The organism is Pirellulaceae bacterium (assembly GCA_029243025.1).
In the GTDB taxonomy this organism is placed as follows: domain Bacteria; phylum Planctomycetota; class Planctomycetia; order Pirellulales; family Pirellulaceae.
Genome location: JAQWSU010000055.1, coordinates 1 through 14,606, shown reverse-complemented (window position 1 = coordinate 14,606; position 14,606 = coordinate 1). Strand labels below are relative to the sequence as shown.

Here is a 14,606-nt window from a genome sequence, read left to right as displayed (position 1 = left end):
CATGGCTTCACTGGTCGCGGACACTGCCGTCATCCACGCATCAGCAAATATTGCTGATTCAGCTGAGATCGGACCCTTCTGTGTGATCGGTCCCAACGTGACAATCGGCGGTGGCACACGATTAGAAAACAGCGTCACTTTATCCGGACGCGTTTCGATCGGTCGTTACAACCACATTTCACCCGGTGTGGTCATTGGCGGTGAACCTCAGGACTTAAGTTATCGTGGCAGCGATACTCAAGTAATCATCGGCGATCATAACGTCATTCGTGAATCAGTCACGATAAATCGTGCTACGGAAAAAGAAGACGGCATCACGTCGATCGGCAACCACTGTTATTTGATGGCCAGCAGCCACATCGCCCATGATTGCCGCTTGGGCAATCGAGTGATCATGGCAAATGCAACACTCTTGGGGGGTCACGTACACATCAACGACTCTGCATCGCTTTCAGGCGCCGTTGCGGTCCACCATTACACCACAATTGGAAGTTACAGCTTCATTAGCGGCATGAGCCGCGTACTTCAGGATGTGCCTCCGTTCATGCTAGTGGAAGGCTCACCCGCACGACCACGCTGTATCAATGTCGTCGCATTGAAGCGGAATGGATTTTCCGCAGAGGCGATTAGCGCCCTCACCGATTCGTATCGCTTGCTGTATCGGACCAAGACGGGACTCGACCAAGCTCGGGAAATCCTTCGCGGCAAAGATAAACTACACCCCCAAGTCAATGAACTGTTGGGATTCGTTCAGCAACAACAAGAGGGTCGTTTTGGACGCGGTCGTGAATCAAGGAGAGCAGCGTGAACAAGCTCAATTTGGCCGTGATCGGTTGTGGCCACTTGGGCCGGATCCACGCCCGACTGGCAACCCAATTACAGGGAGCCGACTTAGTTGCCGTCTGTGATCCTGACCCTCATGCTCGGGAACAAGTCGCAAGAAGTAACGACTGTGAAAGCACGGGCGATTTCCGCAGCCTGCTCCCGTCGATCGACGCGGCCATCTTAGCCGCCCCCACATCCCTGCACTGCCCGATCGCAATCGAATTGATACAACACGGCATTCATGTACTTGTCGAAAAACCGATTACCACCGATCTCAATGAAGCCGAAAAACTGACCTCGGCAGCCAACCTACAGGGCGTGGTGTTGGCGGTAGGCCACGTCGAACAATTCAACCCAACCTTTGCTGAGGCACGCAAGCAGATCCAAAAGCCTCGCTTTATTGAAGCAGTACGCACCGGGGGTTTTACGTTTCGATCGACCGATGTCGGTGTGGTGTTCGACCTCATGATTCATGACTTGGATTTGATTCGATCACTAGCCGGCAGTCCGGTCGTCCAGACAACCGCAACGGGAATCTCAACGCTAACTCCCCACGAAGACTTTGCGGAAGCACGTCTCGTGTTTGCCAACGGTTGCGTAGCGCACTTAAAAGCATCGCGCACGTCTCAACGGGCACAGCGATACATGAATGTCTTCGAAGAGGAGCAGGCTGTCTCAATAGACATGGGAGCTCGACAAGCCTCCTTAATGAGTCGCTCCTCATTGGTACAAGACAATTCTTGGAACATTTACGGTCTGTCCTCAGAAGATGTCGACCACTACAAAGAACATGTGTTCGATCAACTACTGCCAGTCCGGAACATTGAGGTCAACGAAAACAATCCTCTCCTTGATGAACAACAAGATTTCATCGATAGCATTCGACAGGGCAGGCAACCGCGTGTGCCCGGTAGCGATGCGGTTGAATCCGTCCGAATGGCGACAGACATTCTCGAACAGATGAAACGCAGCCATGCCAATTTCCATCGCTCAGATCGGATGACGATTCGTCGCGCGGCGTGAGCAAATGGTGGCGAAGACGAATATTTCCGCGATTCCAGCTGGGCACATGGCTGGAACGGATCAATCATTCTCGCCCACATCGGGGCGATTTCTCGGCCAATCTCGGCCTCAAACCAACGATGTTTGACCCGTTGCAGCGCGACAACTAAACTTGAAGAGTGCAGTTGTTCGAGTCCGTTGACTCGCCTCATCTTGGGGTGACCTCGGCTGGTTCATTTCTCTTGGCGTCAAACACACGCAGGCATCGTCGCGATGAACGACAAGTCCTCGGACCCTGAATTACCTCCCGATTCGCAAGATGGCGCAGGTGCTTCGAAAGACTCCGACGCAACGCCACCGCTCACTGAGCACGCAGACGCGGTAGAAGAACAATTGCCAAATGACGCGACGATCATCTCGGCTCGTCCGCCCATCCACACGCAAACAGCAGACGGCCAAATCGCCCCCCGCGAATTAGGACAAACACTCGTCGGCCGAAAGCTGGCACATTTCGATCTACTTGAATTCGTTGGCGGCGGCGGCATGGGAGCCGTTTTCCGGGCTTCCGATACGATGCTCAACCGCATCGTTGCAGTGAAGGTCTTATCTCGAGACCAAGGTCGGGATGAAGAAACAGTCAAGCGTTTTCAGAACGAAGCCCAAAGTGCTGCGCGACTCGATCATGACAATATTGCTCGCGTGTACTTTGTGGGTGAAGATGATGGTTGGTATTTCATCGTCTTTGAATACATTGAGGGAAAGAATCTTCGAGATCAGATTACCAGCCGAGGCCCCATGTCGGTCGAAGACGCGCTGAAGATCACACTGCAAGTTGCCGAAGCCTTGGAACATGCGTCGCGTCGGGAAGTGGTCCATCGGGACATCAAACCTTCGAATGTGCTGTTAACTCGAAGCGGCAAGGCAAAGCTCGTCGACATGGGCTTGGCACGTCTACAACCGATGAAGGCAGAAGAAAACGATCTGACCGCCAGCGGAGTGACACTGGGTACGTTCGATTACATTTCACCCGAACAAGCTCGGGACCCACGGATGGCGGACGTTCGCAGCGACATCTATTCGCTCGGTTGCACCTTGTTTTTCATGCTGACGGCACGACCACCGTTTCCAGACGGCACCGTACTCCAGAAACTGCTGAGTCACAGCGGAGAAGCGCCGCCAGATCCGCGTTTGCTGAGGCCTGATCTCCCCGATGATTTGATCCCGGTAATTTCACGCATGCTTTCCAAGCGCCCGGCAGACCGGTATCAAAAACCAAGTGATCTGATCGGTGATTTACTCGTGCTGGGGGAACGTCTCGGCTTACAAACCACGCCCCACGGCGACCCTATCTACATCGCTCCCGAGCCATCACGCATTGGCTGGGTTGAACGTCATTTACCCTGGATCGTTCCTCTCCTCTTCCTACTCACCTTTGTCTTATTCATCGATCCAATCTGGCTGCAAGGGAACACAAGCGGTATACAACCGAGCTTCACGATCCCCGAATCGGCCCGACGACAAAGCCTGCTGGACAAGGATAACGCAGCCACTCAGTCTCCAACCACCGCCAGCCCGAACCGCTCCATAGCTTCCAGCCCCCCAACAAGCGAAGAGGGGGCGACTGCTGCCGAGGCAAACTCAAACAGCACACAACTCGACGGCCCACTTTTAATGCGGAGACTCGACGAACTGCTCAATCGAGTCGGAATATCCCCGACCTCAACGGCAACTCAAGAACGACCAACCAACAATCAACTCGAAGAGCAAACCATTGTCGTCGACCCCAGCATTGATGAAGGTCGTTTCATTGACGGCAGCCTAGCCGCTAAGACACTCGCCGATGCCACACGACTGGCAATGGAAGATGGTTCAATAGAAAAAATTGAGCTACGTCACAATGAGCGAGTTGAACTCGATGCGATGAAATTCAGTTTGCCGAATCGCGTCTTAACCATCTCAGCGGCCGATGGTTACTCCCCCGTACTCTCATTCCGCACCGCTTTCAGCGTCAGCGACGCTGACACATTAGATATGGTTCAGGTTTCGGATGGCGAATTGAAGCTACTCGGGCTGCATCTCGAGTTAGTCGTTCCCAACGACACCTTGGAAGGCGAATGGGCTTTGTTCGCTCTTGAAAACAGTCCTATCGTCACGGTCCGCCATTGCACGATTACCGTTCGTAACTCTTACGGCGGACGTTTTAGCAACTTGGACAACGTCAGTGTGTTTCGAATTATCCCAGATGCAATCGATGACATGCTTGATCCAATCACGGGTGCCGAACGACTTCAGACCGAAATTGACCTCAATCACTGCGTGATCCGGGGCGAAACTACCGTTTTACGAGCCGATCAAGCCGCCCCACTGAGCTTCAAGTGGAATAACGGCCTGTTGTCGACAACCGAACGGCTGGTCAGCATGGGCGGCGCCGCAGAAATGCCTGGACGCGGTGAGCAAATCATGATCGATTTGGATCATGTCACCGCTGTGATGGACCAAGGCTTAGGCGAATTTACCAGCTCACTTGAAAATCCCTACCTGGTCGATGTCAGCATCTACTGCAAAAACAGTATTCTGCTCACCCAGAGCTGGTCACCACTAATCAGCCAAAGCGGACCCCAGCGACTCTCGGCCATGATGGCCCAAATCGAGTATTTTGGCGATCGCAATTTCTATGAAGGCATCGACGTCTTCTGGAAACTCACGCCTCAAGATCGAACTCAAATGGAAGCATTTAATTTTGAAATGTGGCGTGGCCACTGGTCAGAGAATCTACCACGCTTCAAACGGGCCAAATGGCAAAACCCGCCTGACAAAAATCGGCCCATGCATGAACATCGGGTGGCAGAATACGCGTTGAGCACGGAGGCAAATCCAGCAACGGGTGCCTCCCAGAACGGCCTGGATGCCGGCTTCCAACAAGGAACGCTGCCCCGTTTACCGGAGCCAGAACAAACTGTGCCACGTAAGACGCGCCCCTTCTATCCCTTCTAGACCCGCTGCCCGTCAACCGCTGCCCAAAGTCGCCCCCCTCGAATAAACATCAACGTGGCGAAAGCAGCCAGCACCTCACAGCATTCGTCAGTGAATGCCGTGCATTTTCTTTTTGATCCAGCCCGTCATCGCCCACATCACAACTCCAGCAACGATCGGAATGGCCGTGTACAACAAGAAGAAAGTCACCAGGCCATAATCATCTGAGATTTTGTCGATCCAACTGCCGGTCCAGCCCGCCAAATAGTTCGCAATCGCCGTAGCACCGAACCAGATACCAAACATCAATCCTACCAAGCGAATGGGCGCGAGCTTACTGACATAGGACAGACCAACGGGAGAGACACACAATTCCCCAAGCGTATGGAACAGATAAGCAATGATCAACCACCACAAACTCACCGTTGCGGTTTCCGCACCTTGATCAATGCCAAGACAACCAAGCGCTAACGCACCGAACCCGAGCCCCAATAAAACTAAGCCAAGCCCGAATTTGAAAGGAGCGGATGGATTTAAATTACTCTCCCAAATCCGACTAAACAACGGCGCTAAGGCAACAATGAAAAACGAATTCAAAATACCAAACCAAGAAGCAGGCACTTCTGTTTCATTTTGCTTCTCTCGCAAAACGGTTGCCGGAAACTCCGTTTCATAATCGGCGGCTTGCTCTGCCGTAATGATTCTTAATTTGCCAGCACCGCCTTTGCCCTCCAGATCAACCACCAACACTTTCTCGTTATCCCCCAACTCTCGATCCCAACGAACTGTGGTTGTCACGCTTTCAGGCTGCTGATCCGCCATGGGCGAACTGTAAGCAATCTCGTAGGCTCGCATGTTGAATTCTTTATTCAACATCCAGATCGCCAGCCCCCAAATAATCACAAAACTTAAACCGATGGCAACATTTGAAAGCGGTATATGACGGAATGTACTTCCAAAGAAGCGGAGTAAGACATAAGTGACCAACGCAAGAGGAACGATGGTCAATGCCGTATTGACCCAAAAGAATGCAGTGGCGGCTCCCCCACTCAGTACGCGTTGTGTGTAATCTTTGGCAAAAATGGTCATCGAACCGCCAGCTTGCTCGAATGCCATCCAGAAGAAGATTGTTGAAAACGAGAGCACCGCAATGACAATCAACCGATCACGAACCACGCCCGGTACTTCTTCGCTCTCAGCACTATTCGTCTGGTCAGCAACTTGACCACCTGCCACTTCGCGTTGTCCACTCCCCCCTAAAATGGATTGTCCCAAATAGAACATCACCATTCCTAAGGCCATAAAAATCCCGGCGAGGCCAAAACCAAAACTCCACCCCACTTTTTCACCGATATACCCGCACAACAAGATCCCCAAAAATGCACCCGCATTGATCCCCATGTAGAAGATCGTGTACGCGGCATCCTTTTTCTCAACAGCATCCGCGTACAGTTGACCAACAATCGATGAAATATTGGGTTTAAAAAAGCCATTTCCTGCAACCAATAAGGCGAGCCCAAGATAGAAAAACGACTCCTGTTCTAATGCCATCGACGCATGTCCCAGCGTCATTAGCAAAGCTCCCAACAAGACAGCTCCTCGATATCCCAGCAGCTTGTCGGCTGCGATACCGCCGATAATTGGTGTCAAATAGACGAGCCCTGTGTAGATCGCGTAGAGATTGAGTGCGTCCGCACGTGACCAGGCCCAACCTCCTCCTGCAAATTCACTGACCAGAAACAAGACCAACAAGGCCCGCATACCGTAATAGCTGAATCGCTCCCACATTTCGGTGAAAAAAAGTAAAAAGAGACCAGGCTTATGGCCGAACACGCTGTCGTGATTACCCTTTGAATCTGCCAAGAAATCGCCCTCTTTATGCTATCCGCCGCTGCCAGCCGCACGGCAGGGAACGGAAAACCGATTATCGGGATATCCGCCTTGAAACTCCGCCTCGCTTTGCGAGGATTTTTTGACACGATAGCAGATAGGCGACGACGCAGGCAGACGAGGCAGAGCTTCAACTCCGAGAGAAATCTGGTCGTTGTGTCGACTGCTACACGCCAGCGATTGAAACGGGGCGATATTCCAGTAAATTAACGCCGCTCACCTGCCCCCCTTCCTTCCTTGACAGACAAAACCGGGCAGATTCTACTAACGAAAGAGATGTTTTCAAGCCGAAACCCTGTCCGGGGTCTCGTTTCCGGACATTCCCCCCTCGTAGGCAAACCTCGCTTCGGACAGGTAACCTACAAAGGCAACCAAGCCTTTTCGGAAATTAGTTGAAGGAGAAGACCTTGATGAAACGATTCCTATTGGTTTGCATTGCTTGTGCGGCAACTGTGACGTTGATCAGCCCCAACGCCAATGCGATCGCGCCGTTTAAGAAAGCTTTCCAGAAAAAATATGTCACCCCCAGCGACAACGAGTCTTTCAAAGATTCATTCAAGAAAGCCAGTTGCAATACATGCCACGTGAAGGGCGAAAAGAAAACCGTCCGCAACAGCTACGGTGACGAATTGGCAAAGCTCATTGACGGTGATGCTAACGCGCGAATCAAAGCAGCAGGCAAGGAAGGTGGCTCCGCGGCACGCAAATCCGAAACGGAAAAAGTGCTTCAGGAACTCGACAAGGCATTTGACGAGGTCGCCAAAAAGAAAAGCAAAAGCGGTGAAGCCTACGGCGATCACCTGAAAAAGGGCGAGCTACCTAGCAAGTAGCTAGCCAAAACCAACGCTTTACAAATTCCAAACGATCTGCCGCACTGGCAGGTCGTTTTTTTAGGCCCGATCAGCATCTCATCCATTGATTGCTCTTTCCCAGGCCTAAGAATCTGCGATCAGAATATCGACCGACGCTTGGAAAGACTCTCCTGGTTGGAGCAGGCGGGCTCCCGCATTAATATTTTGCTGAGCAAGTCGAAAAGCATCCGGCACGCAGGTGTACGGTTCAATACAAATCGCTTCGCGATGGGGCGGAGTGTAGACGACTAACTCTCGAAATTCGTCGCTCCAACGAATCCGAACCGAGCAACCAGGGTTGGAATCATGAAGTTGGGCTTCTCGCTGCCCGGGTCGACCAGTTAGACCAGAAAAAACGTTGTCAAAACGGACGTCGCCGAATCTCAATCCCGTCTGATAGGCGAGCGCGTCCGCAAGTGGGAGACATTTCCCCGTGGCATTCATCTCGATCAATTCCCATGACGAAGACACGGGGACCTGCACACGGCAATCATCCGCGTTGGAATCGGACTGGAGTGGCAATCGAAAATAGGGGTGCGTTCCCAGTCCCATCGGCAAGGGTTCATTACCCCGATTTTCAACCTCGAAATGAGATGCAAGGCATGCCTTGCTGGCACGATAGGTGGCTCGCAGGAAGAAATCCGACGGCCACTGGTCAAGTAAGCGAGCATCATCAATCGATGGCTGGAATTCAGCCGTGACAAAGTCCGCACCACGGTCAATCAATCGCCACGGTCGATGGTGCACAAAGCCATGAATCGCATTGCCACAACCGTCGCCTTCCTCCAAGGGATACGCCCGATCATTCCAATGAAACTGAGTTCCCTTAATTCGTCCTGGAAAAGGGAATAAGATCGGAATACCGCTGCCCGAAGCACGCTTGCTTCCCGTTTCAAAGCCAGGTTCGGACCACAGAACATCGATTGTTTGTCCGCTGACGATTGTTTGCAAGCGATAGCAATTAAAGCCAAAACCGACGAGCACATCCGCTGACGTTGTCCCCTCTGGGTCTTGAATCATGATCGATTCGACACTCATGATAACTCCTTATTTTCATTTTCGTTCGAGATCAAATGAAGCCTCAACAGATCGAGCGCTTGTTTGGCCGCACGATCCAGCAGGATATCGGGATGTCCCGCAAATAAACGTGATTGGACATCCGTGCCTCGTGGTCCCGACAATCCGAGATAAACACGGGGCATTTGGTCACTCTCAACGGGTAACTGCCCAACGGCCAGGCCAAAATCCGCGTTGCTACGCTGACGGATGGCCTCGGCCATTAATCCGACTACCGCCGCCTCATCTCCGAGCTTCGAGGGGGAAGGCGGAAGTTCGAGCAACGACTGTAGAGACGCTTGTTCTCGTAGAACGGTCGCACCTTTCAGAGGATGGTTTTCTGCGGAGACGGCATGCAACCATTGACTGACAATCCCTCCCGTCCCCCACTCACAAACGGCAAGGCTATGGCGATTTGCCTGTAACAACCCAATGACGGCATGCTCCAATTCGTCGTCCTCTGTACCAAAAACTAAATCCCCCAAACATTCATGGATCGTGGAAAGGGTTGGCTGCATTTTCAGCCAACACGCTTCCCGATCAGTTCCCGAAGCGGTCAAACGCAGTGTAATTGTCGCTTTATGAACAGTAATTCCCACACGCGGTTCGCGACCGCGGCGGATGAGGTCAGGTAGCATGCCTTCGAGCTGACTCTCCCCGGCCCCGAAACATTTCACTCGGTGGTGCATAATGACTTGTTGACTTCGTATCGATCCTTGAATCCGTGGCGCCACAGTTTGGACCCACATCTGCTTCATCTCCGCAGGAACTCCCGGTAAGGCAAAAAGTCGGCACGCCGGTTGCTCGACCCCAGGCATCTCCAAATCGATACCAGGCGCCGTTCCGTAGGGATTCGGGATCACTTGGCTGCCCTGGGGAAACATGGCCTGAATTTCGTTGGCAGCTGGCATCTGGCGGCCGCGAGATGAAAACATCTGGGAAATCTGCTCAAGGACTCCTGAATCCAGTTTTAGCTCGGTCCCGGTCGCAGCAGCAAGCGCCTGTCGGGTCAAATCATCCGCGGTAGGCCCCAATCCGCCCGTGATCACCAGCAAAGGAGCTCGACGAGCCGAAATTCGAAGAACGCCGATCATTGCCTCTAAATCATCACCGACCGTTGTATGAAACAAGGTACGAATACCCTGCTGCTCGAGCTGCTGGCTGATCCATTGGCTGTTCGTGTCCAGCCGCTCTCCGCTGGTTAATTCGTCACCGATTGCAATGATTTCAGCATGCATTTTTTAACTCTCCGCAGAAAAAAAGAGGGCAAGAGAGCGGCAAACCGCTAGCAACTCAGCTAACATTCGCCGGCTTCACATTGACACCTCACTCATAGCCCGCCTATTATCGCCGATTGGAAGTTTTTTCGTAGGAGGCCATGGGCGTTGATTCGCTCACGTGGAAAAAGGGCACCTTGCATGTCGGTTTTTCAAGGGTTGGAACACATTGTTCGTGAGCAGGAATTACTCGCGCCGTACACCTGGCTGCGTTTGGGAGGTGCTGCGGAATACTTCGCTGAACCAACGAGTCGTGATGAATTGGTCGAATTAGTCCGCGCCGCCCAGGCCGCCGAGCTCCCTACCCGTCTTTTGGGCGGTGGCTCACGAATATTGGTGCCCGATGAGGGTGTTCCAGGGCTGGTAATTCATCTCTCCGCTCCGGCCTTCAGTGAAATCCGTGTGGAAGATTGTCGCCTGATCACCGGCGGAGGCACGAAACTCGGACATGTCGTTTCAACCGCCGTTCGTGAAGGACTGGCGGGCATGGAATCTTTAGTTGGCATACCGGGTTCTGTCGCCGGCGCACTCCAAGGAAACTCGGATAGCCACGGGGCATCCGTCGGTCAATGGACGGACCAAGTCACCGTCGTGACCCATGCCGGAGAAATCAAAGTCCGAGAGCGGTCCGATTTGCGATTCTCCTACCGGGAAAGCAATTTGGACGAACTCGCCATTCTGGAAGCTCAATTTGTACTGGAAAAAGGCGACCCCAGCGAACTCACACGACGTATGCAGAAAGCCTGGATTATTAAGAAATCAACCCAACCGTTCGGGGAACTTGGATCCGGTCGAGTTTTCAAGGATCCTCAAGGCATGAATGCGGCTGAGTTAATCGATCAAGCAGGTCTGCGCGGCTATCAAATTGGAGGCGTGGGCATTTCCGATAAGAACGCAAATTATGTTACCGCCAGCCCCGGTGCAAAGAGCCAAGACGTGAAGAAACTAATCGAATTGGCCAAGACTCGAGTGCACGCGGGACTGGGTGTGACGCTTGAATGCGAGTTACGAATCTGGTAGCGGCAAGTTGCCAACCGGGCAAAGTTTCGCTGCTGAGATAATGCACAACTGTGGACAAGGAGGTCCAAAAATGGCTGCCAAACGCTCCCAAGAAGGGCCAGTTGGAATCGTCGGACGTTTGTTCCGCCCCCTGGAAGGTAAGGCGTGGTTTGTTGCCGCAACGCTGCTCGGTTGTACCGTTCTTGGGATTGGAAGTTACCATCTTTGGAATCGATACAGCGACACAATACTCCGCCAAACCCCCTATCTCCTTGACCCATCCAAACTCACCGTCAATGAACAGCCAGAGTGGATTCGATCGGATGTGAAAAAAAACGCGATCGCTTTTGGCCAACTTGAGAACGCCAGCTTGTTGGACCAAAAACTTGTGCTTCAAGTCAAACAGGCATTCGGGGTGCAACCTTGGGTCAAACGAGTCAAGTTCGTCAACAAACAATTTCCGTCCGCTGTCGAAGTCCAAGTAGAATATCGGCGTCCGATCGCAATGGTGGAGGTACCGGCCGGAATGTTCGAAGATTTCGATGAACCGGGCCTACTTCCAATCGACGTTGATGGCTGCCTGCTGCCAGTCGAATTGACCGAGCAAGAAGCGGCCATCTATCCCTGGATTTCCGGCATCAACACATCACCTGCCGGACCACCTGGCAATCCGTGGGGCGATGATCGAGTCGTGAAAGCCGCCAGTATCGTCGCGCTGCTAGAAGACATTTGGGAGCCGCTAAAACTCCATCGCATTGAAGTCCCCACAAATGAATCGACTGCCGACGCCACCGCACCGTCATCCAAACGGTTCATGCTGATCACCCGAAATCGCCGGCAGTTTGACTGGGGCAGTGCACCCGGAGAAGAACAGCGTGGAGAAGATACGGCCGCCGACAAGGCAGCTCGACTAAAACAGATTCTTGAGGCCAACAAGGATTTGGACTCGCTCGAACTGGGAGATACGGCCGACTTATCCGAGGTAATCGGTATTCGCTATGCCAAGCAGCCGACGTTGTCTCGCTAGTTAGCCCGCCGCATCAGAAGCCAATCCTTTTCTAGCGGAGACGGGACGATCCTCTTTCAATACCTCTTCGCGAACCACGGTTAAGTCGCCGGGAGCTTCGATCCCTAAACGCACACCGCCATTGGTCAAGCGAACTACGGTGATTGTGATCTGGTCACCGACCAAGATCCGCTCTCCGACCTTTCGACTAAGGACGAGCATCGCTAGTTCCTTGCACTTCGCAACCCGTTTCGCACAGCACGAAACTAAAACGTGGTGAAACAATCCATCGAGCCACATTGCTGCGACACAGGCTTCCGACCACCCAATCAAGCCACTCCCCGTTAGCCCGAGCCGACTCTGTTTTTCTTCCGACCGTCAGCCGAACTGCGCATGGAACATAGCAGGCGACCACCAGCATTGCAAGCAGTCGCCGCGCAACCCCCTCCGCCACACCAGCAGATAGTCACCCTAGACCACCCGCTCCACCTAAACGGACCTATTTTTGCTTAATCGAAATATTTCGGAATTGGACCGAATCGCCGTGTCCCGCAAAACCAAAATGGCCCTCTTTACGATCCTTACCTGGATGAGGACTGTTGGCCATGTATTCGGTGATCTGGCTCAAGTCGGTATCCAGGATGATGTACCCATTGAGCTCAACCTTGATTCGTGAACCTTCCACAGTGACTTCCTGGAAATTCCATTCCCCGCTAGGTCGCAAATAACCACGCGTGGCAGCAGCCATCCCGTAGGCAGAGCCGTGGTATTGTCGTTCGTCGAGATTGGCATACTTGGGATGTTCGGAGTCAAGCACCTGAAGTTCACACATCCCCGCATAGGCTGTGTCACCTGCTCCTGGGTAGCGAATTGCCAGACCATTATTACCACCAGGCGGAAGTTTGAACTCAAAACGCACGACAAAGTCGCCATAAACTTTGTCGGTGAAGATGGTTCCGCCGGACCCCGACTTACAGCCGAGCGCCCCATCAACAATTTCATATCCGTCCGTTGGCCCCGACCAACCGGTAAAGTCCTTGCCATTGAAAACTGCTTCAAAACCGTCTGAGTCTCGCGATCGCAACATTTCCAGCGATTCATTCCAAGGAATGTCGCGAGCAAAAATATTTTTCCAGCGAATTTCTCCACCATGAGTTTGCAGTTGGACGGGCCCGCTTTTAACCAAGGGTTTCTTTCGATCCCAATAGTTTTCCATCAACGCTCCGTCGACCACTTCTTGTCCATTCAGCCAGATCCAGGTGCGTGCACCGACCTGCTGAACGCGAAATCGATTCCATTGGCCGAAAGGCTTATCGGCCAAGACAGACGGATCCTTGCCCGCCGTGCCAGCGCTATTATTCCACAAGCCACCCGATCCTTTGTCGGCACCAATATTCCATTTCCCCCCCTCTTTCGTGTAATCCCAAATTTGAATCTGAGGCGTGGCTCTCATATAGATTCCACTGTCTGCTTTGGGGACCGTGGCATAATCAATCCAGAAATCGACGTTTTCAAAATCATCGTCGGTGGTCAGATAGAATCCTTTCCCATCATTCACCAGATCGCCATTCTCGACTGTCCAGTGCTTCCGCGCATTCGCCGTATCGGCTTGCCGTTTGGTCTGTCGATCTTGATCACTCATCGCCGCTAATTTGCGGGGATCAATCGTTTCCAATCCATACCAACCGCTCAAATCTTTCCCATTGAATAGGGCCCGATAGCCTTCGGGGGGTTGATTGTTTTCCTGTCCAAACGCGTGGCTAGAACAGTGCACCACTAGCACTATGCAGAAAACGTTCACAACACGAAAAAGAGTCAAACAAGTCGGCATGGGGGATGCTCCATAACAAGTAGAAATTCGAATTAGCCACTAGTCTAACAAAAACCGGCCGCCATGTTTCAACTGTTTGAGCCCCCAACCACCCTTCATGACCTAGAAATACGATCGGTCGTGACTTCCAATCAGGACGATGGGTCGACAAATCAGGACGATGGGTCGGCTACAACTTTGCGCACGCGGGCCGTCTTTCCGAGCCCATTGCTAATGGCTTATCTCGCTAGGCGTGGGATCAAAAAAAAAAGCTCTCTCTAACCAAAGTCAGAGAGAGCTTTAAAAAATCCGGCAATACCTACTTTCGCACTTGCAGTACTATCATCGGCTCGCAGTGCTTAACTTCTGTGTTCGGTAAGGGAACAGGTGTGACCACTACGATATGTTCACCGGAAAAAGTACGACGAACCTGTCGGCTCGCCGTACTTAAAAGGTTGTGGTAATGGCGTCTTGATGTCGAAGACTCTCCATCTTCGTCAAGAGTGTTGAATATAAGTGGCCAAGCTTTCGTCCGTTAGTACCGGTAAGCTGAACACGTTACCGTGCTTACACATCCGGCCTATCAACCTGGTCGTCTTCCAGGGGACTCTCGTGCTGACGCACATACGAAACCTAATCTTGGAGAGGGCTTCACGCTTAGATGCTTTCAGCGTTTATCCTTTCCGAACTTAGCTATCCAGCCGTGCCGCTAGCGCGACAACTGGTACACCAGAGGTTCGTCCTTCCAAATCCTCTCGTACTAAAGAAGAACCTCCTCAAGTTTCGAACGCCCACGGCAGATAGGGACCGACCTGTCTCACGACGGTCTGAACCCAGCTCACGTACCACTTTCATTGGCGAACAGCCAAACCCTTGGGAGCTTCTTCACCCCCAGGATGTGATGAGCCGACATCGAG

11 protein-coding genes and 2 rRNA genes are annotated in these 14,606 nt (G+C 52.5%); 6 read left to right on the top strand and 7 right to left on the bottom strand.

Features of this window, described 5'->3' with window-relative positions; translation table 11 throughout:
- Position 1 precedes the first annotated feature (1 nt).
- The 3 genes from lpxA to P8N76_26570 all read left to right on the top strand — a co-directional run bounded on the left by lpxA (position 2) and on the right by P8N76_26570 (position 4,821).
- Entirely contained in the window at positions 2 to 808 is an 807-nt protein-coding gene (lpxA, locus tag P8N76_26580; GenBank protein MDG2385264.1) for an acyl-ACP--UDP-N-acetylglucosamine O-acyltransferase, read from the top strand.
- Positions 805 to 1,848: a Gfo/Idh/MocA family oxidoreductase gene (locus tag P8N76_26575; GenBank protein ID MDG2385263.1), complete on the top strand. Its 1,044-nt coding sequence runs from the start codon at positions 805 to 807 to the stop codon at positions 1,846 to 1,848. The genes lpxA and P8N76_26575 overlap by 4 nt, the downstream gene beginning before the upstream one ends.
- Positions 1,849 to 2,100: 252 nt before the next feature.
- The gene (locus P8N76_26570; GenBank protein MDG2385262.1) at positions 2,101 to 4,821 is read left to right on the top strand and encodes a serine/threonine-protein kinase; all 2,721 of its coding nucleotides are present in this window, start codon (positions 2,101 to 2,103) and stop codon (positions 4,819 to 4,821) included.
- A gap of 87 nt (positions 4,822 to 4,908) precedes the next feature.
- On the opposite strand, the gene P8N76_26565 is transcribed toward P8N76_26570, so the two are convergent.
- A complete protein-coding gene (locus P8N76_26565; protein MDG2385261.1) occupies positions 4,909 to 6,663 on the bottom strand; it encodes a peptide MFS transporter in 1,755 nt (584 codons plus the stop codon).
- A gap of 437 nt (positions 6,664 to 7,100) precedes the next feature.
- On the opposite strand from P8N76_26565, the gene P8N76_26560 reads away from it, so the two are divergent.
- The gene (locus P8N76_26560; GenBank protein MDG2385260.1) at positions 7,101 to 7,520 is read left to right on the top strand and encodes a hypothetical protein; all 420 of its coding nucleotides are present in this window, start codon (positions 7,101 to 7,103) and stop codon (positions 7,518 to 7,520) included.
- Between the two features lie 105 nt (positions 7,521 to 7,625).
- On the opposite strand, the gene P8N76_26555 is transcribed toward P8N76_26560, so the two are convergent.
- Together P8N76_26555 and P8N76_26550 are read right to left on the bottom strand one after the other, a co-directional pair.
- Positions 7,626 to 8,579, bottom strand: coding sequence for an aldose 1-epimerase (locus P8N76_26555; GenBank protein ID MDG2385259.1), 954 nt, complete (start codon positions 8,577 to 8,579; stop codon positions 7,626 to 7,628).
- Positions 8,576 to 9,835 carry a CinA family nicotinamide mononucleotide deamidase-related protein gene (locus P8N76_26550; protein ID MDG2385258.1) on the bottom strand — a complete coding sequence of 420 codons (1,260 nt, stop codon included), beginning with the start codon at positions 9,833 to 9,835 and terminating at the stop codon, positions 8,576 to 8,578. Before P8N76_26550 ends, P8N76_26555 begins: the two co-directional genes overlap by 4 nt.
- A gap of 180 nt (positions 9,836 to 10,015) precedes the next feature.
- Here P8N76_26550 and murB point away from each other — a divergent pair, with 180 nt between their 5' ends.
- Entirely contained in the window at positions 10,016 to 10,894 is an 879-nt protein-coding gene (gene murB / locus P8N76_26545) for a UDP-N-acetylmuramate dehydrogenase (GenBank protein MDG2385257.1), read from the top strand.
- Between the two features lie 70 nt (positions 10,895 to 10,964).
- Complete coding sequence (locus P8N76_26540; GenBank protein ID MDG2385256.1) at positions 10,965 to 11,900, top strand: hypothetical protein; 936 nt, start codon at positions 10,965 to 10,967, stop codon at positions 11,898 to 11,900.
- Here P8N76_26540 and P8N76_26535 read toward each other — a convergent pair whose 3' ends face one another.
- The 4 genes from P8N76_26535 to P8N76_26520 form a co-directional block, all read right to left on the bottom strand.
- Complete coding sequence (locus P8N76_26535; protein MDG2385255.1) at positions 11,901 to 12,101, bottom strand: carbon storage regulator; 201 nt, start codon at positions 12,099 to 12,101, stop codon at positions 11,901 to 11,903. It lies immediately after the preceding gene.
- 277 nt (positions 12,102 to 12,378) lie between these two features.
- The gene (locus P8N76_26530) at positions 12,379 to 13,710 is read right to left on the bottom strand and encodes a DUF1080 domain-containing protein (GenBank protein MDG2385254.1); all 1,332 of its coding nucleotides are present in this window, start codon (positions 13,708 to 13,710) and stop codon (positions 12,379 to 12,381) included.
- A gap of 286 nt (positions 13,711 to 13,996) precedes the next feature.
- Positions 13,997 to 14,104: ribosomal RNA gene (rrf, locus tag P8N76_26525) — 5S ribosomal RNA — on the bottom strand.
- A 101-nt stretch (positions 14,105 to 14,205) separates the two neighbouring features.
- Positions 14,206 to 14,606: ribosomal RNA gene (locus P8N76_26520) — 23S ribosomal RNA — on the bottom strand; the annotation flags it as partial.